The following is a 20,458-nucleotide window of genomic DNA, read 5'->3' as shown; positions in this document are numbered from 1 at the left end:
CCCGCCACCTGCACGGAAAATTGAGAACTGCATTCAGATTGATGACTTTCCCATTAACTTTGCTCCATAAATCAAGTTTTTAAGTTGACATATGTGCGCACATAAAGGGTACCATTGGCCCCAGTTTGCCCATGTGACTCTCAGAACGAAACTATTAGTTTAGTTAGTGATAGTTACTAATCAGTAGAAGTTAGAAAGAGATCCATTCTTACCCCATGCTTAGCCGTTTCCCGCAACGATATCGCTGGTTGATAAAGCCATTGCTGGCCCTGTGGCTGCTTTGCGCCAGCTTTGTCGCCTGCGCTGGCGCGTCGACGGCGATTGCCGGAGCGTCTCAGGGGGCGCCGCAGCTGCAAAGCGGGCATGAACATCAGCATCACGGCGGCGCTGTGTCGTTGTCTGGAAAAGACATCGCTGGCAAGCAGGTTGCTCAGACATCGGACGGCGCGTTCTCTATGGACTGCTGCGATGAGCATGATTCCACCACGGGTGCGCAGCCTTCGCAGATATTGAAGCTGATTCTGGCGGCGGCCATTTTCATTTTCTGGCTGGTGTTGATCGCGCGCGTGGTGCGAGTGTGTCGCGCCCGCTACCGTGAACACAAGCTCGACACCAAACCTCCCTCCCTGCAAGACATCCACTGTACCTATCTTAAATAGCGCCTTTTCTCAATTGCTCGCATAGCTGGCGTGACGGCGGGATTTTCCGCGCCCCGGCTTTGGAACTGCGGCCGGCTGTCGCTGCGTCGCACGACATGATCATCGAGATTGGAGCTTCCCATGAAGCCGTTGCAAAACCTGTTTCTATCCGGCCTGCTGTTGGGTTGGAGCGTCGCCGCGTCTGCGCAGAGCCTGACTCTGTCGCAGGCGGAAACCCTGGCGGTGCAAAGAGACGCGGATATCGCGCGTCTGCAACAGTTATCCCTGGCCAGTGAAGACATGGCGGTGGCGGACGGACAATTGCCGGACCCAAGCCTGTCTCTGGGCGCCTTGAACCTGCCTACAGACACCTTCGCCACCGACCAGGAACCCATGACGCAATTTCGCGTCGGGCTGGGACAAAAATTTCCGGCGGGAGACACGTTGGCGTTATCCCGCCGTCGCGGCGAGCAAAATGCCGTCGCACAACGCTGGATGGCCCAGGATCGCGCTCATCAGGTGCGCCGCGAAGTGCGTCTGGCCTGGCTGGAATCGTTGTACTGGAAGCAGGCGCAGGATGTCTATCAACAGGATGAAGGGCTGTTCCAGCAACTGCAGGAAGTCACACAGTCCCTGTATAGCGTCGGACGCAGTAAACAGCAGGACGTATTGCGTGCGGATCTGGAGTTGAGCCAGCTTAATGATCGCTTGATCAACGTTCGCCAGAAAGAGGATGAAGCCCGCGCGCGCCTGGCTCGCTGGGTCGGTCCCGAGGCGATGAGCAGAGAGCTGGACGCGGCGCTGCCGGAATTGAATGCGCCCCATGTCGGCGCGTTGGAAAGCGCGTTGCTGGCGCATCCGGCGGTGAAAGCCCTGGATGCGGAAGTGGATATGTCCGCCACCAATGCGGCGCTGGCGCAGCAGTCTTATAAGCCATCCTGGGGCGTGGACGTCGGCTACGCCTGGCGCGACGGCGAAAACATGGACGGCTCCGCGCGCGCAGACTTTTTCTCCGCTGCGGTAAGCGTGCAACTTCCCTTATTCACTGGACAGCGACAGGATCGCCGCGTCTCAGCCGCCGTGCGCAATCAGGAAGCGAGCCGCAGCCGACGGCTGGAGATGTTGCGCATGATGGATGCGGAGGCGCAAGTGGCGTTCAGCCACTGGCGGCAGGCGCAGGAGCGCGGTCGTCTGTACGTGGAGCAGATCACGCCCCAGGCGCTAAGCCAGGCTGAATCGGCGTTATCTTCCTATCAGTCGGATACGGCGGACTTCGCAGAAGTGATGCGCGCCTACCTGACCGTACAGAAGCTCAGGCTGGAACAGCTACGCATTGATATCGACGGCCGCGCGGCGCTGGCCAGACTCGATTACTTCTTCGCCGCGGAATCCCCCATCGATAGCCTGTCCTTCAAGGAGTGACCCATGCGTTTAGTGATCAGTTTAGTTTTTATTATCGTTGCCTTTGTCGCCGGATGGTTCGCCAGTCGGCATCCCGCGATGACTGGGCTATTGGGTGAGATGGGTGAGATGGGTGAGATGGACATGGCCTCTGCGGAGGCGGGTGGCGAGAAGAAGCCATTGTACTGGGTGGCGCCCATGGACCCTAACTACCGTCGTGACAAACCCGGCAAGTCTCCCATGGGCATGGATCTTGTGCCGGTCTATGAAGAAGACGCTCAGGGCCAGAACGATGATGGCGGCGTCACCATCAGTCCAAATGTGGAGCACAATCTGGGCGTGCGCGTCGCCCCAGTCGAGAAGGGCGAACTGCTGTTGCCCATTCATACGGTAGGTTATGTAGCGTTTGATGAAGATCGTCTGACCCATGTGCACAGTCGCGTGGAGGGCTGGATTGAAGCGCTGAATGTGAAGTCCAGCGGCGACCCGGTCAGCAAGGGACAAAAGCTCTATGAAATTTATTCTCCCGCGCTGGTGAATGCGCAGGAGGAATATCTGGCGGCGCTTCGCAGCAATAATCGCCTTTTACTCAAAGCTTCCAGCGAGCGCTTGTTGGCGCTCGGCCTCAACGCTTCTCAGGTTAACCGGCTGGAGAAACGCCGTAGCGTGGATCAGCGCATCAGCGTCTATGCGGACCAGAGCGGGGTGGTGGACAGCCTGATGGTGCGGGAAGGCATGTTTATCAAACCCGCCACGGAGGTGATGTCTATCGGCGGTTTGGAGCAGGTGTGGGTGATCGCAGAGGTATTTGAGCGTCAGGCGGGCTGGGTGAAAGCCGGGCAGCCGGTGACTATGCAGGTTGCGGCGGCGCCGGGGCGCGCATGGGAAGGCAAAGTGGATTATCTGTATCCGGTGCTGGACGCCAAAACCCGTACTCTACGGGTGCGCGTGCGGTTTCCTAACCCGGACCTGACATTGAAACCGAATATGTTCGCCAATCTCACTCTGCGCGCTAAGATTGATGAGCAGGCATTGTCTTTGCCCCGAGAAGCGGTGATCCGCACCGGCAGCCATGATCGCGTGGTATTGGCTGAAGGCGACGGCCGCTATCGTCCCGCGTTCGTGAAACTGGGCGTGGAGGCGGATGATCGCGTGCAAGTGCTGGAAGGACTCAAGGCGGGAGATCAAGTGGTGATCTCGGGACAGTTCCTGATCGATTCGGAGTCCAAAGTCGATGTGGCGCTGGCGGCGTTGGAATCCTCTAAGAAAAGCGCGCAACAAAATGCAGCGCCAAGTACGGTGTGGGCGACGGGTACCATCAACAGTGTGATGGCGGGCCACGGCATGCTGAATATCTCCCACGACCCGGTGAAGGCGTGGAACTGGCCCTCCATGGACATGGACTTTACGACAGTCGACGGTTTGTCCCTGGATGATGTCGCGCCCGGTCAACGCGTGCGCTTTGAAATTACCCGCAGCAGCCCTTCCGACTTCCAGGTGACGGCGCTGGATATCATCGCCGCCGCTCCCACCGCTAAGACTATGAATACAAAAGACGCAGCCAAGGACGCTGAGATGCAAGCGGAAATGGAAGCGGACATGCAGATGGATCACGACATGGATCATGATGGCGCCATGCCGGCGGAGGGCGCGCAATGATCGCCGCCATCATACGCTGGTCGGTCGTCAACCGTTTCTTCGTATTGCTGGCGACTTTTATTTTGGTGGGCTGGGGCTGGCATTCCCTGCGCAACACCCCCATCGACGCTATTCCCGATCTGTCCGACGTGCAGGTCATCATCAAGACCTCCTATCCGGGGCAGGCGCCGCAGGTGGTGCAGGATCAGGTGACCTATCCGCTGACCACCGCCATGCTGTCAGTGCCGGGAGCGCAGACCGTGCGCGGCTTTTCGTTCTTCGGGGACTCCTATGTCTACGTGATATTTAAAGACGGAACCGACTTGTACTGGGCGCGCTCGCGGGTACTGGAATACCTGAGTCAGGTATCGGGACAACTGCCTTCCGCCGCCAAACCGCAATTGGGGCCGGACGCCACCGGGGTGGGCTGGGTTTACGCCTACGCTTTGACGGATCGGAGCGGCGGTCACGACATCGGACAATTACGCGCGATTCAGGACTGGTTCCTGAAATTCGAGCTGCAAACAGTGCCCGGCGTGTCGGAAGTGGCGACCGTCGGCGGCATGGTGAAACAGTACCAGGTGCAAGTGGACCCGAATCGCCTGCGCGCATACGGCGTGCCGCTGGCTCATATCAAGACCGCCATCCAGAAGGGCAACCGGGAGAGCGGCGCCTCGGTCATTGAGATGGCGGAAGCAGAGTACATGGTGCGGGTGACCGGCTATATCCAGGGTATCGATGAGCTGAAAAAGATTCCCCTGGGCCTGAATGTCAACGGCACGCCGCTATTGCTGGAGGGCGTGGCGGATATCGTTATCGGCCCACAGATGCGTCGAGGAATTGCCGAGCTGGACGGCGAAGGTGAAGTGGTCGGCGGCGTGATCGTCATGCGTTTCGGTGAGAACGCGCAAAAGACCATAGAAGGGGTCAAAGAGCGACTGGAAGAACTCAAGAAAGGCCTGCCTGATGGCGTGGAAGTCATTCCCACCTATGATCGCTCCCACCTGATCGAAAGAGCGGTGCACAACCTGTACGAGAAACTGCTGGAAGAGTTTATCGTGGTGACGCTGATCTGTGCGGTGTTCCTGTTCCACCTGCGCTCGTCTCTGGTGATCATCGTCAGTCTGCCTATCGGGATACTGGTGGCCTTTATCGTCATGCAGCACCAGGGCATCAATGCCAACATTATGTCCCTGGGCGGTATCGCCATCGCCATTGGCGCTATGGTGGACGGCGCTATTGTCATGGTGGAGAACGTGCACAAACACATGGAGCGCACGCCGTTGACCGCTGAAAACCGCTGGCGAGTCATTGCGGACGCAGCGTCGGAAGTGGGGCCGCCGCTGTTCTTTTCCCTGTTGATCATCACTATGAGCTTCCTGCCGGTGTTTACGCTGGAGGCGCAAGAGGGCAAGTTGTTCGCCCCCCTGGCGTTCACCAAAACCTACGCCATGGCGGCGGCGGCCGGACTGGCGATCACTCTGGTTCCTGTGCTGATGGGGTATTTTATCCGTGGCAAGGTGACGCCTGAGCATAAAAATCCCCTCAATCGTCTGCTGACGGCGATGTATCGTCCGGTGATCAAAGGCGTGCTGAAACATCCGTTGCTGGTGATTTTGTTCAGCGTCGTCATCCTGGCGGTGGGGCTGTGGCCGGTGAACAAGCTCGGAGCGGAATTCATGCCGCCGCTGGATGAGGGCGACCTGATGTACATGCCCACCACCTACGCTGGCGTGTCCATCGAAGAGGCGAGGGAAGTGCTGCAGCGCACGGACAAGCTTATTCGCACTGTGCCTGAAGTGGTTTCCGTGTTCGGCAAGATCGGTCGGGCGGACACCGCCACGGACCCCGCGCCGCTCACCATGATCGAGACCTTTATCCAGCTCAAGCCGCGGGAAGAATGGCGGGCGGGCATGACGCCGGATAGTCTGCGTAAAGAACTGGATAAACTGGTGAAATTGCCCGGCCTTACCAATGCCTGGGTGATGCCGATCAAGACGCGCATCGATATGTTGTCTACGGGCATCAAAACTCCGGTAGGCGTGAAAGTTTCCGGCCCGGATCTGAAGGAAATAGAGAAGATAGGCAAGCGCCTGGAGCAGGTGTTGCCAAAGGTGTCGGGAACCGCATCCGTGTACTCAGAAAGAGTGGCGGGCGGCCGCTATGTGAAAGTGGATATCCGTCGCGCCGACGCTGCGCGTTATGGCTTGTCGGTGGCGGACATTCAGGATGTCACCAGCGCGGCGGTGGGAGGCATGAATGTGACGGAAACGGTGGAAGGGCTGGAGCGTTTTCCCGTAAATATTCGTTATCCGCAGGCCTATCGGGATTCCGTTGAGCAGTTGAAGCTGCTGCCGGTCGTCACTGCGTCAGGGCAACGTATCGCTCTCGCGGATGTGGCGGATATTTATATCGATGACGGCCCCCCTGCAATCAAGAGTGAGAACGCCCGCCTTAACGGCTGGACCCTGGTGGACATTGAAGGTCGTGATCTTGGTTCCTACGTGGCCGAGGCGCAGAAGGTCGTGGCGGAGCAGGTGGAAGTACCTCCGGGTTATTCCATTGCTTGGTCGGGCCAGTACGAGTATATGCTGCGAGCCAAGGAAAAGCTGACGCTGGTGGTTCCGCTGACGTTGATGATCATCGTGGTGTTGCTGTACATGAACTTCCGCAATTTCATTGAAGTATTGATCATTATGGGCACGCTGCCGTTTGCGCTGGTAGGCGGCGTATGGCTGTTGTACCTGCTCAATTACAACCTGTCCGTGGCCGTCGGTGTTGGATTTATCGCCCTGGCTGGCGTGGCGGTGGAGATTGGCGTGTTGATGCTGGTGTATTTGAATCAGTCTTTCTCCGCCATGCGGGAGAAGGCGGTGGAAGAGGGACGGGCGTTGAATCGCGAGGATCTGCTGAACGCAGTGATGCAGGGTGCGGGCATGCGCGTCAGGCCGATTATGATGACCGTTGCGGCGATTGTGGTGGGACTGGTGCCCATCATGCTTGGCGAAGGGACGGGCTCAGAAGTCATGCAGCGCATCGCGGGCCCCATGATCGGCGGTATGCTGAGCACATTGGCGCTCGCGCTGTTGGTGATACCGGCGTTGTATTTTCTATGGAAGCGAACCGGGCTGCCGACGGGAAGATCTGTATGAGTCTTAACATCCCTGATGTCATGTCCGCAGGGACGACTGGATCGATTAATACTTTGAACAAAACCTTAAGTAAAACGAAGCAAGAAGAGAAAAAGATGTCAGTAAAAAACTGGATGTTCGGCGCTCTGTTGATGGGCGCCAGTATGACGGTCGCCGCGTCAGGCGGCCATGACCACTCCCACCATCACGAGTCAAAAGGTTCTCCAGCCGGCGCTCCTGGCGACGCCGCCAAGGTGAGCCGCACTATCGAGATAAAAGCCACCGACGCCATGAAGTTCGAGCCGGGAGCTATTGAAGTCAAAGCGGGAGAAACCGTGAAACTGGTGATTACCAACATGGGACAAGTGCGCCATGAATTCTCCCTGGGCACGGAAGAGGAGCATCGCGCCCATGGCGAAATGATGCGCGCCATGCCGGACATGAAGCACGACGACGGAGCCTCCGTCTCCCTGGAGCCCGGCGAAAGCCGCGAAATCGTCTGGACTTTCGCCAGCGCGGGAACTTTCGAAATGGCCTGCAACTTACCGGGCCACTATGAAGCGGGCATGCACGGCGATGTGACGGTGAAGTAGGGCCGCCCTCGCGATATGGCGCAAGGATGCGCGTTTGCTATGAGCCTGCCTTAGTGAAAGATGATAAGCTGAAAGCCGTTTTTTAAAGCAAGCTAATGCGTCTAACCTATCATGCACACATTGGAAATATACAGCGCTCCAAATTCTAGAGACAAGGCCCGGTCCTTTGCTGACTACAAGATCGGCAATATCAGATTGGCGAAACATCTAGGGATAAATGACGGCTTCAGCGCTATTGAAGTTGACCTTGATTATGCGAAGCAGCTACTACTAAGAATGCCTTCATGTCTGGCGTCAGGACGCGTTCCCCTCTATTTGTGCGGTTGTTGTGCGGACTTGGGCTGTGGCGCAGTAACGGTAAAGGTGAAGGATCTGGGCGACCAAATAAAATGGAGCGACATTGGATGGGAGTCAGACCCGGGACAAGGCTTTAGCCAGAATGACTGGATGAAAAGAACCGGCCCTTTCTACTTCGACAAGACGGCTTATATCTCCGCCTTGCAGGTTTATGCGAAGAGATGAGGTTGTGAGTTGGCCGTTTATAAAAATTGAGCACGGGGCTCTATCAATGGCGCGATGGGGGAAAGTATGAGAAAAGCAATAAAAGTCGTCAGCCTGTTAGCCTTGTTGTTACTAATCGCTTGCTCAGAAACCCAAACAGACACCGGCCGTTGGTACACCAAAGCTCAGGCGGAAGCAGGAAAAACGTTGTTTGAAGCGAATTGCGGCATGTGTCATGGGCGTCGCGCCCAAGGGCTGGCGGAGAATTGGAAGAAGCCGGACGCCAATGGACATTATCCGCCCCCACCGCTGAACGGAACGGCGCATGCGTGGCATCATCCCATGGAAACCCTGTTAGCGACGATCGAAAATGGCGGTGCGCCGGTAGGAGGTGTAATGCCGGCCTTTGGCGACAAGTTCAATAAGGAGCAGAAGCTGGCGTTAGTCGCCTATTTCCAAAGCCTGTGGCCGGACGATATCTACCAGCAATGGAGAGAAATCGACGACCGTAATTAGGTCTCAGGAATTCTTATAAACAGCAGGACTATGACGCCGCTAATCGCTACAATGCCGCCCCCATAGCAGCTTGGCGCGGTGAAGTATTGAACTGGAAACGCTACGGCTGAATTGGAAGACAGTGATAAGGGAAAGTGGGTCGGTAGCACATGTATTTAGCGGTATTTTTTGTTGTCATAAGTGTATTGGGAGTAGCGGGGGCGGTTTTTGGACTTCACAGCACCAGGGAAGCGACTTATTTAGGTCTGATATTTGTGTTTTGGGGAATGTTCGCCATTAGCGCCAGTAGTTTACTGCGCAGAATGAAGTATTTTAAAAACTCACGAACGCCAGTGTCTGTACACATATTAGGCATTTCCGTATTTGCCGTGCTCGCAATTCCCATCGTTACTAAATGGGTCCAAACTGATTTTTCAAATCCGAAAGTACTTCTTGCGCCTCTGATAGGCGTCGTATGTGTCTATGGCGTTTACGGGGTTTGTCGTCTGCGTATGGGGAGGGACGTAATCTAAGTTGGGAAGACGTTCGAGCGAGACCAAAGCAATGGCTGAGGTAGATCAGGAAAGATCAAACAACGTAATCAAATCCCCCAAACCCATATATTTAAACTACGGGCTTGCCAGTTCGCCACCCGCTACAATGCCGGCCGCAGAGAGAGTGTGAATACTTGCCGAGATTGATTTTTGGTTGAATTCCAGTCAGTCTCAAGCGACTTAATACTCATCATGAGAGGTGTAGTTCAGTGGAGATTAAGTACTGCAATCAATGCGGATGCTCCGTCAGTCTGGCCACTCCCATCGGCGATAGTCATCCCCGTCATATCTGCGGTCAGTGCGGTTATATTCATTATCAGAATCCAAAAGTTGTAACCGGTTGTCTGGTGTACCAGGGCGACAAAGTACTGTTATGCAAGCGGGCTATTGAGCCGCGGTTGGGAATGTGGACTGTACCGGCGGGATTTATGGAGAATGGTGAGAGCACCCGGGACGCTGCAAAACGGGAGACCATGGAGGAATCCGGCGCTATCGTGGCGATGCAGGATCTGTTTCTGGTGGCCAATCTGCCGCACGCCAATCAGGTGTATATGCTGTATCTGGCGGAGTTGAAGGATACCGGCCCTCATGGTCCTGAGACCTCCGAGACGCAATTGTTTAATAAAGATGATCTGCCTTGGGATGAGGTGGGCTTCTATACCGTAAAATATGGACTGATGCGGTTTTTTGAAGATTTGGATAAAGGTAAATTCAGCTTACATGAAATTGATTTCTAAGCTACGCAGGACTGGACTTGTATCCGTCGGCGCAGCGTTCCTGTGTTTTGACGGCGCGATATGCGCCGCGGCCAGTTTTGATTGCGCTCAAGCTTCGTCCAGCGTTGAAACGCTGATATGCGAAGACGAAAACCTGTCTAACTTGGACGAGCAGCTGGCCGCCGCATACAAGCAGGCCAGAGAGTCTCAGTTCGGTAAAGAGATAAAATTCAGCCAGACACTGTGGTTGAAAGAGACGCGCAACCTGTGTGTAGACGTAGACTGCCTGCGCAACGCCTATGAGCGACGCATTGAGCTGCTCGGCAAGTTAAGCGGCGCGCAGGGCTTATTCCGCGCTAGATATGAGCGCCAACTGGTGGGCGAGGTAGATGCGCCGCAGGTTCCCGACTATCTGGAGGTCAACAGCGATAATGGCGGCGTGCTGCAGTTCGCCTACGAGTCCAATCACGCGAATGGTCACAGTTGTAACGTCGAAGGTGAAGCATTGCAGGCGAAAAGCGGCGTGTACGAATATCGTGACCTGGATGTGGGACAATGTGTTTTCCGCATTTATCTGGAAGATGAATCTTTAGTGTTCGAGGATGTCGACGGCGCCTGCCGTACCTATTACTGTGGCGCCAGAGGCTCTATCGCAAAAGATCGTTTCGCCATTGAGTCGCCGAAAGCGTTGCAGGTTTTGAGTGGTGCGAAATGATAGATTTCAGTGGTCGGGATGAACCCGCTCAAAAAGTCATGGAGCATTATGCCCAACGATACGGCGACCCCTTTGTCGTCGGCCTTTCACAAGGCGCCGCATCGGTGGTGGCGCCGGAGCAAGCAACTGGAGCAGCAGAGTTCTTCTGGTGGATGCTGGACCAGTCCATTGCTGATGGCGAGAGTAGGAAAACTCTACGATGCTAACGTCCCATTTTGGGTGGAAAGGCTGATGACGATCATCAGTGGTTATTTGACCGCCCAAGGATTTGAAAAGGAGTGGGAATTTGTGTGTGATTGGGCCTGAAACGGCCAGTCCTAGAACTTAAAATCTGTCGCCTTAATGTTCACCCAACTGCCTTCGTCACTGGTGAAGGCGAACTCGGGAATTGTAATTTCAAGGCTTTGAGAGTCTATAGCAAATAGCTCTTCTGACATGGGCCTCTTTATGGCGATTACATGCTTGCCATCTTTGGTTCCAGCATACCACCAGGACTCCGCTGAATTATTGATGCTATCTTCGAGTTTAGCTTCCAAACTCTGCTTATCTATTGGTTTCATTTCAGTGTTACATCCTGTGATCATTGTTAGTACTGACAGTATTAGCAGGGCTTTTCTTACCATGAACTTAATCCAGCATTTTTGAGAATTTTGGGCTTGGTTTTACTTGTGGGATCTTTGGCCTCTAAAAGGACGATATTTGTTCCCAGCTCTCGTGGCGTTTCAAAACCGCCCCAGTCGTCAGCGTCAACATCTTTTCCTGTAGCCTGATAGACCACTTCGCTGGCCCAGGAGGCGCAGGTGTTGGTATAGGTCCATGTTACATTCTGAAGTAGTAAGTTCCTGAGTGTATTGGTCTGCTCTGGTGTTAGCTGATAATAGCGATTTGCAACTCCTGTGGGAGGCTCCATATTCTTCCTTATATCAGTGCCAACTCCATTGTCCACTGTTTTGGGATGAGCGTCAGGCCATAAGCCATAACGGGTGGTTATACCTGCTTCAGTTACAGATATCCACGCGTGACCGCTGGTATACTCTCCAGAAGCTACATTTGAATGAATCCCGAGTATTATCGCCATAACTGATTCTGTCTAACTCCTTTAGCCGCTTGTCTTTACTGCAGAGGCGAATGGTACAAAAAGCTGCAGGCAAATGTGATCTGGCGGATGGGATAGGTGAGAGGTTCATCAGATATCAAGGTTGCAAGTCAATCTGCCTCAACTTTCACCCCATAGGCCTTCTTCGCGCTTTCAATCTGCTGTTCAACGTTTACCTCAGGAAAAAGCAGGTAGCTTGGGGCGAGAATATTGGCGGATCTGGAGATGCTGACTTCAAAGATGTTTTTAATGGGGAAGCTCTCTCCCGCCAGGGTTTTAAGTTGGTTCAGATAGTCATTCCACTCTGGAGCTGCAGGCTCGATTACCCGCGCATCGCCTTTTATTTTGCAGCCTCTTTGCTCAAAGACATCGATATAGCTGACGCAAACTCTGGGATTAGCGCGGATATTGCGTTCACTGATGGGAGAGGCGATGTTGGCGATTAATAATGTTGTGGGATTCAGGGCGAGGAAAATCTCTTTCGGCGAGACATTGGGTTCTCCCTCAAGACTTGATGTAGCCAGCCAGCAAAGTACGCTTTTGTTGGCGTATTCCTGAATATCCAGTTTCATAAGTTAGTCCATCTAAGTATTAAGCCGAGCTTCTTCCTTGGCGATATTGCCAAGCTTTAAGAGAAAAGTCCGTTAGGCGGCGATTATACTATCACTATGAAAAATCTATGAAATTCAACCACATTCCAGAGTATAACGCCATCATGGATGTATTCTCCCCGTTCGATTTTTCCCACTACCTTGAAGCCCAGTCCGCGCACGGTGAGGATGCTCTTTTTGTACACGAAAAAGACGGTTGCATCTGGTTCTGCGTCGCTGATGGGGCCGGCGGAAAAGAGGCTTCAGACTATGTGGCCGATGCATTTTCACAGTTGCTTGAAGAAGACCTGCATTCACCAGATGAGCTTGAGTGTTATTTGCGGCGTTGGGATCAGGAAATCGCGGCTATGTCCCCTTTGGGTGAGACGACGGCGGCGATTGGTAAAGTCACCAATGGCGAAGTGATTGGCGCCAGTGTCGGCGACTCTCAATGTTGGCTGTTTCATCCGGAATTTGTGTATGAATTGACGCAACTGCAAAGACGTAAGCCTCTGTTAGGGAGCGGCGAAGCGGTTCCTATCGGCTTTGGTCCGATGATTCTCCAGGGAGTATTAGTCGTCGGTAGCGACGGTTTTTTCAATTACGCCCCTTGGTCGCACATCAAACAGTTAGTGAACTCCGCCGGTGCGACGGCGTCGCAGTTTGCTGATTTGGCGCGCAATAAAAGTGGGGCATTGGCGGATGATTTATCGATTATTGTGATCCGCCAGTCGTAAATGTCAGCCTTCTATAAAGCAGGCTCAATTCGTTGCCTCAGCGGCCCGTTAAAAGCGGTCAAATAAAGTGATAGTTACTCCGAAGAAGCTACTTATCTGATTAATACTTAGAGCATCTTCCTTACACTAAATACAGTATTCACTCGAAATACAAGGTCTGACTCACAGGATAAAGTTCAAGTCGCGCCATTTAATTCAAAAAGCACTTGTAGCTTAAAGGGAGTGAATTAAATGTTATATCGCCACTTTAACTGCTAAAGGAGTAGTTTCTTATGAAAAAATTATTTGCAATGATTGCTATGACTTTTTTGTCTTCATCCGCGATGGCGGACATGTCTGGAAAATGGACCTTGACTTATGATTATGGGTGCGATGGCACTAATAAGGCGTCAGTTTTAACGTTTACGGAAGAATCCAGCGACGCCTCCGAAAGTAAAGGCGTGTTCGCAACTTCAGGGGGTGGATCAGGCAGGTATTTGGAGAAGAAAGTTAAGCTTGATCATGTGCTGATTATTCAGTATCAGAGTAATAATACATACAATACGGTCTATGCAGCTAAAAATACAGGTGTAAATAATTTTACTGGTGTTATGCAAAATACTGGAAACGATGCGGCTAGTATCACGGGTTGCTTTTTTCTATCCAGGCTTGGAAGTATAAATGGTATGGAGTTAGAGCCAGAGTCCGAATAGAATCCTTAAAAAAGATGCGGCCTGAATCAGGCTGCATCTTTTTGATACTATATGTCTAATCCTTCTTTAATAGCATACCGCACTAAATCAGTAGCTCGGTGTAGCCCCAATTTTCTCATGAGTCGCGTTCTGTGCGTATCGACTGTTCTTGGTGAAATATGTAACTCTTTTGCAATTTCTTTATTGGAAAGCCCATTGGAAATATAGTGGACAATTTCCGCTTCTCTCGCGGTTAAACCTTCATGGGATCTGTTTGACCGGTAGGTGGCTAATTCGCTATTCAGTTCTATAGAAAGATATATTTTGCCTTGTGAAACCAGCTCGATAGCGCTCAAAAGATGCTCAAACGCTTCGTCTTTAAGTAAATAGCCTGATGCTCCTTGAGCCATCGCGTGGTCGATGATCTTAATTTCTTTATGCATAGTGAGAAAGATAATTCGGGTGTTGAGACCTTCCTCCAAAACATGTGACATAACTTCAAGACCATTCATCCCCGGCATGGAAACATCTAAAATAGCAATGTCTGGTTTAAGATTCTCAATAAAAGTTAATGCCTCTGTGCCGTTATCACAATCATTCGCTATCTCTATGTCTGAGTTATTGCTAATAAGAGAAATTAGCCCCTGCCGAAATACTTGATGATCATCGGCTATTAAAATTTTTATATTTTCCATATTGTTAAATAATTAGCTGAATAAAGTTAATCAAAGGTTTCGGCGTTACGCCTTTGTCCATTCAGTCCAATCTATATTGAGGCGCCTCCTTAGAACCGTTCACAAACATATTTTCCAGGGGAAAGACGGCTTTATTAGATCTTCGTCTCCTGTGCAACACTATAAATAAGCAACTTTTTCTATGAATAACGATATTGGTTAGTTAGAAAAAAACTCTAATGTGGGTGATCGTTTCGTAGACGTTGCTTTTTTGTGCGCTTTGATGTTTGGCAATATTATTGCCGGATTCGGATATGGCTGAGACTCACCGTCACGAACTTACTGGCGAGGATGAGTGATAAAACAAGAAGTGGAGTGATTCTTCGACGTGCTGGCATTGCGTTTCCCTTCGCATACATGATGACACTGCTGATTGAAATCCCGGAAATAATATGAATTAACAAGAGTTAATAGTCAAACAAGAGATCTCTCAAACGGTAATCTGCTACAGAGTCGGCGAAGGGCAATCTCAAATCAGGCGCAAATCGCTCCTGAACTGTATCGCTCCGCCAAAAAAAGTCGGAAAGGCGACAGTATCACTTTGTTGAGTGCAGTTAGTGTTAGTCGGGTTGAGCTTATTTGAACCCTGTTCATATCGGGCGGCGGTGGTTTTCGCTTTCTGTTAAAGAGCTCTTTTACATCATTACTGGAGAGGTGAGCCGTACCAGGAAAGACCTAATAAAGCATGCAAGATCAAGGAGCTGAAACGATGCGCAAGAATAAAACGGGTCTGGTGAGGGCGGTAAACGCCAAGGGGAATAGTCGTGGCAGTGGCCTGAAGAGGCGATTCAAGAAACTGGCGTTAAGCGTGACGGCTATTGCGTTGGCGCTGGGCGTTTCTGGTGTAGCGAGGGCGGAGGCGCCAGCGGCCGCTTCGGAAATGCGGGATGTGCTATTAGTGGGGAATGCGCAAAGCGGGACGGTAAGCTTTATCGACCCATACACCTTTCTCAATCTGGGTTCGGTGAATGTGACGGAAGATAAAGAGGAACGCATCAGCGAGATGGGCATTCTGAAGCTGCTGTACGATGCGTTTATTAATGAAAACGGCGGCGAACGCAATGTTGACGATGTCTTCCTGTCCCCCGACGGAACAGTGCTGTATGTATCCCGCGGCTACTTGGGCGATGTGGCGGCATTCGATCTCACCGCGCCGGGACATCGCATGCTGTGGCGGCATCCGGCGCCGGGGTTTCATGCGGACCACGCGGCGCTTTCCCCTGATGGAGGGACGCTGGTTGTATCAGATTCCACATCCAAGAAAGCCTTTCTGATAGACGCCGTCACCGGCAGACGCACAGGCGAATTCGCCACAGGAGACTTTCCTCATCAAAACGATTTCTCCCCAGACGGCAAGCGCATTTACAACACCAGTATCGGCAACGTATTGCTGCCTCACGCCTTGAACTTCATGAAAGGGGAGCGTTCATTGCGCATTGTCGATGCGGAGTCCCTGCAGTTGTTGCGCACCATCAAGTTTCCCCAGGGAGTGCGTCCCAATGTGTTTACGCCGGATGAGAAAACCCTGTACGCCCAGCTTTCCTATCTGCGTGGATTTGTGAAAGTGGATCTGGAGCAGGGCGCTATTACTCATACGGTGGAAATGCCCGCCAGCGAATTCGGCAAAGCTAACTATCCCAATTATGACGATTTCCCGAAAAACTCGGCGCACCATGGTCTGGCGCTATCCGGCGACGGTAAGAAACTCTGTCTGGCGGGAACCATCGATAACTATGTCGCGATCATTTCCACGGAAACCCTGGCGACGGATCGCATTATGGATGGCTACGATCTTCCATATTGGGCGACGACTAGCTCCGACGGTTCCTACTGCTTCGTTTCCAATAGCGTGGAGGGCACGGTTGGTGTGTTTGACTACGACACGACCCAAGAAGCCGCCCGCATTCCCGTGGGCGAGTTCCCACAACGCTCCCGGATGGGGAAAGCCCCGCAATCCGTGTTGAACAGCTTGGACCCAGTACAGGGATAATCCGCTTTCCGTACCAGACGCCGCCATCTGGGCGGCGTCTTTACAAACATTTCCTCAACAATTGTTCGTAACGAGCAATTTTCTCTTTTTCATCAGTCACATATCGCCGAAAACCCGAGACACAATCACATAGTTGCATATCCCTTTTTCTTATCAGATTTCGCCGCTTATTCGATGCATTAGAGTCTAGTCTCATTTGTATCGACCCTGGCTGAAACCCCTGTCGTTTCTAGTCTTGCCGATACTCTCACAGACGCCGCGGGTAGGCCCTGGTTCCTAGCATATCTGTCCGAATTGTAGGCCTCTTTGTGAGCGTGTTAGCTTGGTCAGGCTGGGCGCCGATTTGGTTTGCTGTTGCGGGAGCGTCATTGTGTCCCGAAATTAGCGTTCAGAATCAAGCAGGTAGCAGTTGTTGAATAATCTAGAAGAAGCTGCCTGATGTTATTAACACCAATCGCCAATGAACTGATAGAACTATGAAACCGTTTCAAAAGAACCTGCTGGCAGGGATGATTGCCGGCCTCACCTTTAGCGGCGCGAGCTACGCGAACCCAAGCGCGCCGGAAGATCTAAGCGTATATCGCAATTTGACGCCCAAGATCGTCGGCGGTGAAGACGCCGCCGAGGGCGAATTTCCCTTTATGGTGTATCTGCAATACAACGGCGGCCAGTGGTGCGGCGCGTCGGTAATAGATGATTATTATGTGCTCACCGCGGCCCACTGTACCGCCGGCATTTCCGCTGAAAGCTTCAAAGCCGTCATCGGTCTTCACGATCAGAACGACATGCGCGACGCACAGAAAATCCAAGTGGTGGAGGTGATCAATCACCCGGAGTTTAATGAACAGACTCTGGAAAATGACATCGCTTTGCTGAAGCTGTCGGAAAAAGTGGACGAGAAGTACACCCGTATTACTCTGGGCGACCCGAATGACATTATGCCCGGCAGTGATGTGACAGTGATTGGCTGGGGCGCATTGCGCGAAGGCGGCGGCTCTCCGGACGTCCTGCAGAAAGTGGATGTGCCGGTAGTGACTCTCGATGAGTGTCGCATGGCCTACGGCGACGGCGCTATCTATGACTATAACCTGTGCGCGGGGTTGGAGCAGGGTGGGAAAGACTCCTGTCAGGGCGACTCCGGCGGTCCTTTGTTTGTTAACCAGGCCGGCGAGTTCCGTCAGCTGGGTATCGTAAGCTGGGGCGATGGTTGCGCAAGACCAGGAAAATACGGCGTATACACCGCCGCGCCCAGCTTCAAAGACTGGGTAGCCTCCTATGTCGGCGGCGACACGCCTGATCCCGGCGATCCGGATGATCCAGACGGCCCCGATGATGGCGATGGCGACGACGATAATGTGCTGGGCAACGGTAAGCCAATCGACGATTTGAGCGGCGTATCCGACAGCAAGGTGTACTACACCATTGAAGTGCCTGAAGGCGCCAAGCATCTTTCCGTTAAGATCGAAGGCGGTCGTGGAGACGTTGACCTGTACGTCAGAGCGGAAGAAGATCCAACCCTGACCGAATACGATTGCCGTCCCTACAAAAATGGCAATGAAGAGGTCTGTGACGATCTGGTGGTGAGACCTGGCGTGTATCACATCATGCTGCACGGCTATTTGCGCTATAGCGGCGTGACGTTGACCGCCTCTTATGATGATGACTCGACTGATCCAACGGACCCAACTGATCCAACCGATCCAACCGATCCAACCGATCCAACCGATCCAACCGATCCAACTGATCCAACTGATCCAACTGATCCAACTGATCCAACTGATCCAACCGATCCAACCGATCCAACCGATCCAACCGATCCAACCGATCCGACAGATCCAACGGACCCAACCGATCCAACTGATCCGACAGATCCAACCGATCCAACCGATCCAACCGATCCAACCGATCCAACTGATCCGACAGATCCAACCGATCCAACTGATCCGACAGATCCAACGGACCCAACTGATCCAACTGATCCAACTGATCCAACTGATCCGACAGATCCAACCGATCCAACCGATCCAACTGATCCAACTGATCCGACAGATCCGACAGATCCGACAGATCCGACAGATCCGACAGATCCGACAGATCCAACAGATCCAACGATCCAACTGATCCAACTGATCCAACTGATCCAACTGATCCAACTGATCCAACTGATCCAACTGATCCAATCGATCCGGACGATCCTGGATTTCCGACAGATCCAAATGACCCTAATGATCCTAACGAGCCAGGTGAGCCAACCGACCCCACAGATCCAACCGACCCTACAGATCCAACCGATCCTACAGATCCCACAGACCCTACTAATCCAGATGATTGCGAGTTGACTGAATCGCAAAAAGCCCTGCTGGAAGCGCACAATAAAGCGCGTAGCGAGGGCCGTAACTGTGGTTCAGCCTACTTCCCGGCGGCAGAGCCTCTGGTATGGAACTGTAAGCTGGGCGCCGCGGCGACCAAGCACACTGAAGATATGGTGAACAACAACTTCTTCAGCCATACCGGTTCTGATGGTTCGCAGGTTGGCGATCGCACTCGCGCGGAAGGCTATAACTCCTGGCGCGTAGGCGAGAACATCGCAGCGGGTTATGAGTCTACACAGCAAGTTATGGCTGGGTGGCTGAAGAGCCCGGGTCATTGCTCCAATATCATGGGAGCGGAGTACACCGAAATGGGCGCGAAGAAAGTGAGCACGTCCTCGGCCAGTTATCCGCATTATTGGACCTCCGTGTTCGGCGGGGAATAAGTCCAGCCTTCACACCGCGCCGCCTGGACCCTCCTGCGGCGCGGTCTTTTTCTCTTGTTACCACTCCTTTCCTGATTACCGGCCCTTTGCGGCGGACTTTCCAACGATAAGCGCGCAATTGATATCGAAGTTTTGTAAGATCTGTGCCTGAATCGCGCAAAATTTCATTGCCATCACCCCACAATAATAAGCGCTGCGCCATGCCTGACAAGCCGTCCACCCACGAGTATTACGACCTGCTAAACCGCGGAGCCTGGTTTCGCGCTATTCCAGAAGATTTAAAGACCGACCTGCTGAATCTGGCGCAAATTAAGACGCTTCGATCGGGGGAATTTCTGTTTCGACGCGGCGACAAGCCCGCCGGTATTTACGCTGTGGTGAAAGGGTCGTTAAGAGTCACTGGCGTCAATGAAAATGGCAAAGAGGCGATTCTGGCGTTTGTGGAGCCTCCCAACTGGTTCGGAGAAATCGCCCTGTTTGACAGACTGGACCGTACTCACAGCGCCTTGGCGGAAACCCCGACAACCTTGTTGCATTTGTCGCAAAAAGGACTGGAATCTCTGCTGGCGGCGAAGCCGCATTTCTGGCGGGACTTCGGCGTGCTGCTTTGCTTCAAACTGCGCCTGGCGTTTCGCGCGGTGGAAGACGCCACCCTGCTGCCGGCGCCTCTGCGATTAGCGCGCAGGCTGGTGGTGATGGCGGAAGGTTATGGCGACTTCAGCGGGCAGGCGCGACGCGTGATACACATTCAGCAGGAGCAATTGGGCATGATGCTGGGGGTGTCCAGACAAACGGTTAACCAGATACTTAAGGAGCTGGAGCAGAAAGGGCTTATCGCCACGTCCTATGGTGAAATACAGATCCTGGACATGGATGCGTTGAAGTCGCAGGCGGGCATGCTGGAATAAACGGATCACCATTCATAGCGGTCAATGCGCTTACCCTGATAACGCACCACAGGGCAGTTCACCACAATGTCGGTGCGATGTATCTCCAGCTTTCCCTGACTCTCCGCCACGAAAATCTGTTCCTCGGATTTAAGCTCTACAGGAGCGACGCCCGTTTTCCAGACGACTTCATACATCAGCCACAATGGACTGTATTGTATGTTGACGCTTTGCGAGCCTAAGGGCTTTGGCGCGGAGGGAAATATACTGGGCTGGTCGACATTACGGACCCGGTAGACCCTTTCCAGTACGGTGCGGACCTGAGGCGGCTTAGGGTAATCTGGAATTGCGTCTCTCAAGCGGGGAGCGTAATTGGCCTGCATCATCTCCGCCATATCCCGATCAGAGACGTCTGTGGTGATGTAGTAAATGCGCTCGCCGTCATACCAGGCGGGATGCACCGCCATATCCACATGGGGGCGGTGTGTATTGGAGTATCCTTGTCCCGCACAGCCGGGCAGGGCAAGGGCGAAAACCCATATGGCGAGGCGCTGCATGTCCAACTCCCTTGTTCGCATTCCTATCCAGTGTAGACAAGGATACGCCTATACGCTTG

Annotated in this window: 21 protein-coding genes and 1 pseudogene; 17 read left to right on the top strand and 5 right to left on the bottom strand. The window is 53.0% G+C overall.

The window, feature by feature from the left end:
* Positions 1 to 215 precede the first annotated feature (215 nt).
* The 10 genes from EUZ85_RS19230 (at position 216) to EUZ85_RS19185 (ending at position 10,588) form a co-directional block, all read left to right on the top strand.
* Positions 216 to 659 (top strand): hypothetical protein, encoded by a 444-nt coding sequence (locus EUZ85_RS19230; protein ID WP_127970974.1) that lies wholly within the window; start codon positions 216 to 218, stop codon positions 657 to 659.
* A gap of 120 nt (positions 660 to 779) precedes the next feature.
* Positions 780 to 2,060 (top strand): TolC family protein, encoded by a 1,281-nt coding sequence (locus tag EUZ85_RS19225; RefSeq protein ID WP_127970972.1) that lies wholly within the window; start codon positions 780 to 782, stop codon positions 2,058 to 2,060.
* A 3-nt stretch (positions 2,061 to 2,063) separates the two neighbouring features.
* Positions 2,064 to 3,698, top strand: a complete 1,635-nt coding sequence (locus tag EUZ85_RS19220) for an efflux RND transporter periplasmic adaptor subunit (protein WP_241566808.1) — start codon at positions 2,064 to 2,066, stop codon at positions 3,696 to 3,698.
* On the top strand, positions 3,695 to 6,829 hold the full coding sequence (locus EUZ85_RS19215) for an efflux RND transporter permease subunit (RefSeq protein ID WP_127970970.1): 3,135 nt from the start codon (positions 3,695 to 3,697) through the stop codon (positions 6,827 to 6,829). The genes EUZ85_RS19220 and EUZ85_RS19215 overlap by 4 nt, the downstream gene beginning before the upstream one ends.
* Before the next feature lie 95 nt (positions 6,830 to 6,924).
* Positions 6,925 to 7,401, top strand: a complete 477-nt coding sequence (locus EUZ85_RS19210) for a plastocyanin/azurin family copper-binding protein (protein WP_127970969.1) — start codon at positions 6,925 to 6,927, stop codon at positions 7,399 to 7,401.
* 195 nt (positions 7,402 to 7,596) lie between these two features.
* Positions 7,597 to 7,923 carry a hypothetical protein gene (locus EUZ85_RS19205; protein WP_127970965.1) on the top strand — a complete coding sequence of 109 codons (327 nt, stop codon included), beginning with the start codon at positions 7,597 to 7,599 and terminating at the stop codon, positions 7,921 to 7,923.
* Positions 7,924 to 7,989: 66 nt separating this feature from the next.
* Positions 7,990 to 8,418, top strand: coding sequence for a cytochrome c (locus tag EUZ85_RS19200; protein ID WP_127970963.1), 429 nt, complete (start codon positions 7,990 to 7,992; stop codon positions 8,416 to 8,418).
* A 748-nt stretch (positions 8,419 to 9,166) separates the two neighbouring features.
* Positions 9,167 to 9,688, top strand: a complete 522-nt coding sequence (locus EUZ85_RS19195) for an NUDIX hydrolase (RefSeq protein WP_127974519.1) — start codon at positions 9,167 to 9,169, stop codon at positions 9,686 to 9,688.
* Positions 9,672 to 10,382 carry a lysozyme inhibitor LprI family protein gene (locus tag EUZ85_RS19190; RefSeq protein WP_127970961.1) on the top strand — a complete coding sequence of 237 codons (711 nt, stop codon included), beginning with the start codon at positions 9,672 to 9,674 and terminating at the stop codon, positions 10,380 to 10,382. The genes EUZ85_RS19195 and EUZ85_RS19190 overlap by 17 nt, the downstream gene beginning before the upstream one ends.
* On the top strand, positions 10,379 to 10,588 hold the full coding sequence (locus EUZ85_RS19185; protein WP_127970959.1) for a hypothetical protein: 210 nt from the start codon (positions 10,379 to 10,381) through the stop codon (positions 10,586 to 10,588). Before EUZ85_RS19190 ends, EUZ85_RS19185 begins: the two co-directional genes overlap by 4 nt.
* 111 nt (positions 10,589 to 10,699) lie before the next feature.
* Here the strand turns inward: EUZ85_RS19185 and EUZ85_RS19180 are convergent, their stop codons facing one another.
* The 3 genes from EUZ85_RS19180 to EUZ85_RS19170 all read right to left on the bottom strand — a co-directional run bounded on the left by EUZ85_RS19180 (position 10,700) and on the right by EUZ85_RS19170 (position 12,050).
* Positions 10,700 to 11,005, bottom strand: a complete 306-nt coding sequence (locus EUZ85_RS19180) for a hypothetical protein (RefSeq protein ID WP_127970957.1) — start codon at positions 11,003 to 11,005, stop codon at positions 10,700 to 10,702.
* Positions 10,999 to 11,460 (bottom strand): hypothetical protein, encoded by a 462-nt coding sequence (locus tag EUZ85_RS19175; protein WP_127970955.1) that lies wholly within the window; start codon positions 11,458 to 11,460, stop codon positions 10,999 to 11,001. Before EUZ85_RS19175 ends, EUZ85_RS19180 begins: the two co-directional genes overlap by 7 nt.
* Before the next feature lie 128 nt (positions 11,461 to 11,588).
* Positions 11,589 to 12,050 (bottom strand): pyridoxamine 5'-phosphate oxidase family protein, encoded by a 462-nt coding sequence (locus tag EUZ85_RS19170; RefSeq protein ID WP_127970953.1) that lies wholly within the window; start codon positions 12,048 to 12,050, stop codon positions 11,589 to 11,591.
* Between the two features lie 107 nt (positions 12,051 to 12,157).
* Here EUZ85_RS19170 and EUZ85_RS19165 point away from each other — a divergent pair, with 107 nt between their 5' ends.
* A complete protein-coding gene (locus tag EUZ85_RS19165; RefSeq protein WP_127970951.1) occupies positions 12,158 to 12,805 on the top strand; it encodes a PP2C family serine/threonine-protein phosphatase in 648 nt (215 codons plus the stop codon).
* 272 nt (positions 12,806 to 13,077) lie between these two features.
* On the top strand, positions 13,078 to 13,497 hold the full coding sequence (locus tag EUZ85_RS19160) for a hypothetical protein (RefSeq protein WP_127970949.1): 420 nt from the start codon (positions 13,078 to 13,080) through the stop codon (positions 13,495 to 13,497).
* Positions 13,498 to 13,544: 47 nt separating this feature from the next.
* On the opposite strand, the gene EUZ85_RS19155 is transcribed toward EUZ85_RS19160, so the two are convergent.
* Positions 13,545 to 14,171, bottom strand: coding sequence for a response regulator transcription factor (locus tag EUZ85_RS19155; protein WP_127970947.1), 627 nt, complete (start codon positions 14,169 to 14,171; stop codon positions 13,545 to 13,547).
* Positions 14,172 to 14,919: 748 nt separating this feature from the next.
* Here EUZ85_RS19155 and EUZ85_RS19150 point away from each other — a divergent pair.
* From EUZ85_RS19150 to EUZ85_RS19125, 5 genes and pseudogenes are all read left to right on the top strand, one after another.
* Complete coding sequence (locus tag EUZ85_RS19150; protein WP_127970945.1) at positions 14,920 to 16,200, top strand: YncE family protein; 1,281 nt, start codon at positions 14,920 to 14,922, stop codon at positions 16,198 to 16,200.
* A gap of 476 nt (positions 16,201 to 16,676) precedes the next feature.
* Positions 16,677 to 17,801 (top strand): annotated as a pseudogene (locus tag EUZ85_RS32045) (trypsin-like serine protease); the annotation flags it as partial.
* A 52-nt stretch (positions 17,802 to 17,853) separates the two neighbouring features.
* Complete coding sequence (locus EUZ85_RS32040) at positions 17,854 to 18,321, top strand: DUF4573 domain-containing protein (protein ID WP_210408480.1); 468 nt, start codon at positions 17,854 to 17,856, stop codon at positions 18,319 to 18,321.
* Positions 18,322 to 18,535: 214 nt separating this feature from the next.
* Entirely contained in the window at positions 18,536 to 18,955 is a 420-nt protein-coding gene (locus EUZ85_RS19130; protein ID WP_246842209.1) for a CAP domain-containing protein, read from the top strand.
* Positions 18,956 to 19,155: 200 nt separating this feature from the next.
* Positions 19,156 to 19,863 (top strand): Crp/Fnr family transcriptional regulator, encoded by a 708-nt coding sequence (locus tag EUZ85_RS19125; protein ID WP_127970943.1) that lies wholly within the window; start codon positions 19,156 to 19,158, stop codon positions 19,861 to 19,863.
* A 5-nt stretch (positions 19,864 to 19,868) separates the two neighbouring features.
* Here the strand turns inward: EUZ85_RS19125 and EUZ85_RS19120 are convergent, their stop codons facing one another.
* Complete coding sequence (locus EUZ85_RS19120) at positions 19,869 to 20,399, bottom strand: hypothetical protein (RefSeq protein WP_127970941.1); 531 nt, start codon at positions 20,397 to 20,399, stop codon at positions 19,869 to 19,871.
* Between the last annotated feature and the right edge of the window lie 59 nt (positions 20,400 to 20,458).

The sequence above is a fragment of the Hahella sp. KA22 genome, assembly GCF_004135205.1.
Classification (GTDB): Bacteria; Pseudomonadota; Gammaproteobacteria; order Pseudomonadales; family Oleiphilaceae; genus Hahella.
Note: the sequence above shows the minus strand (reverse complement) of the source record. Positions and strands in the feature narration are given on the sequence as shown.

Excerpts from the sequence above, each read along its gene's own strand:
- EUZ85_RS32040 (WP_210408480.1), top strand. The coding sequence starts at position 17,854 with ATGATGATGACTCGACTGATCCAACGGACCCAACTGATCCAACCGATC.
- EUZ85_RS19165 (WP_127970951.1), top strand. The coding sequence starts at position 12,158 with ATGAAATTCAACCACATTCCAGAGTATAACGCCATCATGGATGTATTC.
- EUZ85_RS19175 (WP_127970955.1), bottom strand. The coding sequence starts at position 11,460 with ATGGCGATAATACTCGGGATTCATTCAAATGTAGCTTCTGGAGAGTAT.
- EUZ85_RS19120 (WP_127970941.1), bottom strand. The coding sequence starts at position 20,399 with ATGCAGCGCCTCGCCATATGGGTTTTCGCCCTTGCCCTGCCCGGCTGT.
- EUZ85_RS19170 (WP_127970953.1), bottom strand. The coding sequence starts at position 12,050 with ATGAAACTGGATATTCAGGAATACGCCAACAAAAGCGTACTTTGCTGG.
- EUZ85_RS19180 (WP_127970957.1), bottom strand. The coding sequence starts at position 11,005 with ATGGTAAGAAAAGCCCTGCTAATACTGTCAGTACTAACAATGATCACA.
- EUZ85_RS19155 (WP_127970947.1), bottom strand. The coding sequence starts at position 14,171 with ATGGAAAATATAAAAATTTTAATAGCCGATGATCATCAAGTATTTCGG.
- EUZ85_RS19190 (WP_127970961.1), top strand. The coding sequence starts at position 9,672 with ATGAAATTGATTTCTAAGCTACGCAGGACTGGACTTGTATCCGTCGGC.
- EUZ85_RS19210 (WP_127970969.1), top strand. The coding sequence starts at position 6,925 with ATGTCAGTAAAAAACTGGATGTTCGGCGCTCTGTTGATGGGCGCCAGT.
- EUZ85_RS19230 (WP_127970974.1), top strand. The coding sequence starts at position 216 with ATGCTTAGCCGTTTCCCGCAACGATATCGCTGGTTGATAAAGCCATTG.
- EUZ85_RS19200 (WP_127970963.1), top strand. The coding sequence starts at position 7,990 with ATGAGAAAAGCAATAAAAGTCGTCAGCCTGTTAGCCTTGTTGTTACTA.
- EUZ85_RS19215 (WP_127970970.1), top strand. The coding sequence starts at position 3,695 with ATGATCGCCGCCATCATACGCTGGTCGGTCGTCAACCGTTTCTTCGTA.
- EUZ85_RS19160 (WP_127970949.1), top strand. The coding sequence starts at position 13,078 with ATGAAAAAATTATTTGCAATGATTGCTATGACTTTTTTGTCTTCATCC.
- EUZ85_RS19150 (WP_127970945.1), top strand. The coding sequence starts at position 14,920 with ATGCGCAAGAATAAAACGGGTCTGGTGAGGGCGGTAAACGCCAAGGGG.
- EUZ85_RS19225 (WP_127970972.1), top strand. The coding sequence starts at position 780 with ATGAAGCCGTTGCAAAACCTGTTTCTATCCGGCCTGCTGTTGGGTTGG.
- EUZ85_RS19220 (WP_241566808.1), top strand. The coding sequence starts at position 2,064 with ATGCGTTTAGTGATCAGTTTAGTTTTTATTATCGTTGCCTTTGTCGCC.
- EUZ85_RS19125 (WP_127970943.1), top strand. The coding sequence starts at position 19,156 with ATGCCTGACAAGCCGTCCACCCACGAGTATTACGACCTGCTAAACCGC.
- EUZ85_RS19185 (WP_127970959.1), top strand. The coding sequence starts at position 10,379 with ATGATAGATTTCAGTGGTCGGGATGAACCCGCTCAAAAAGTCATGGAG.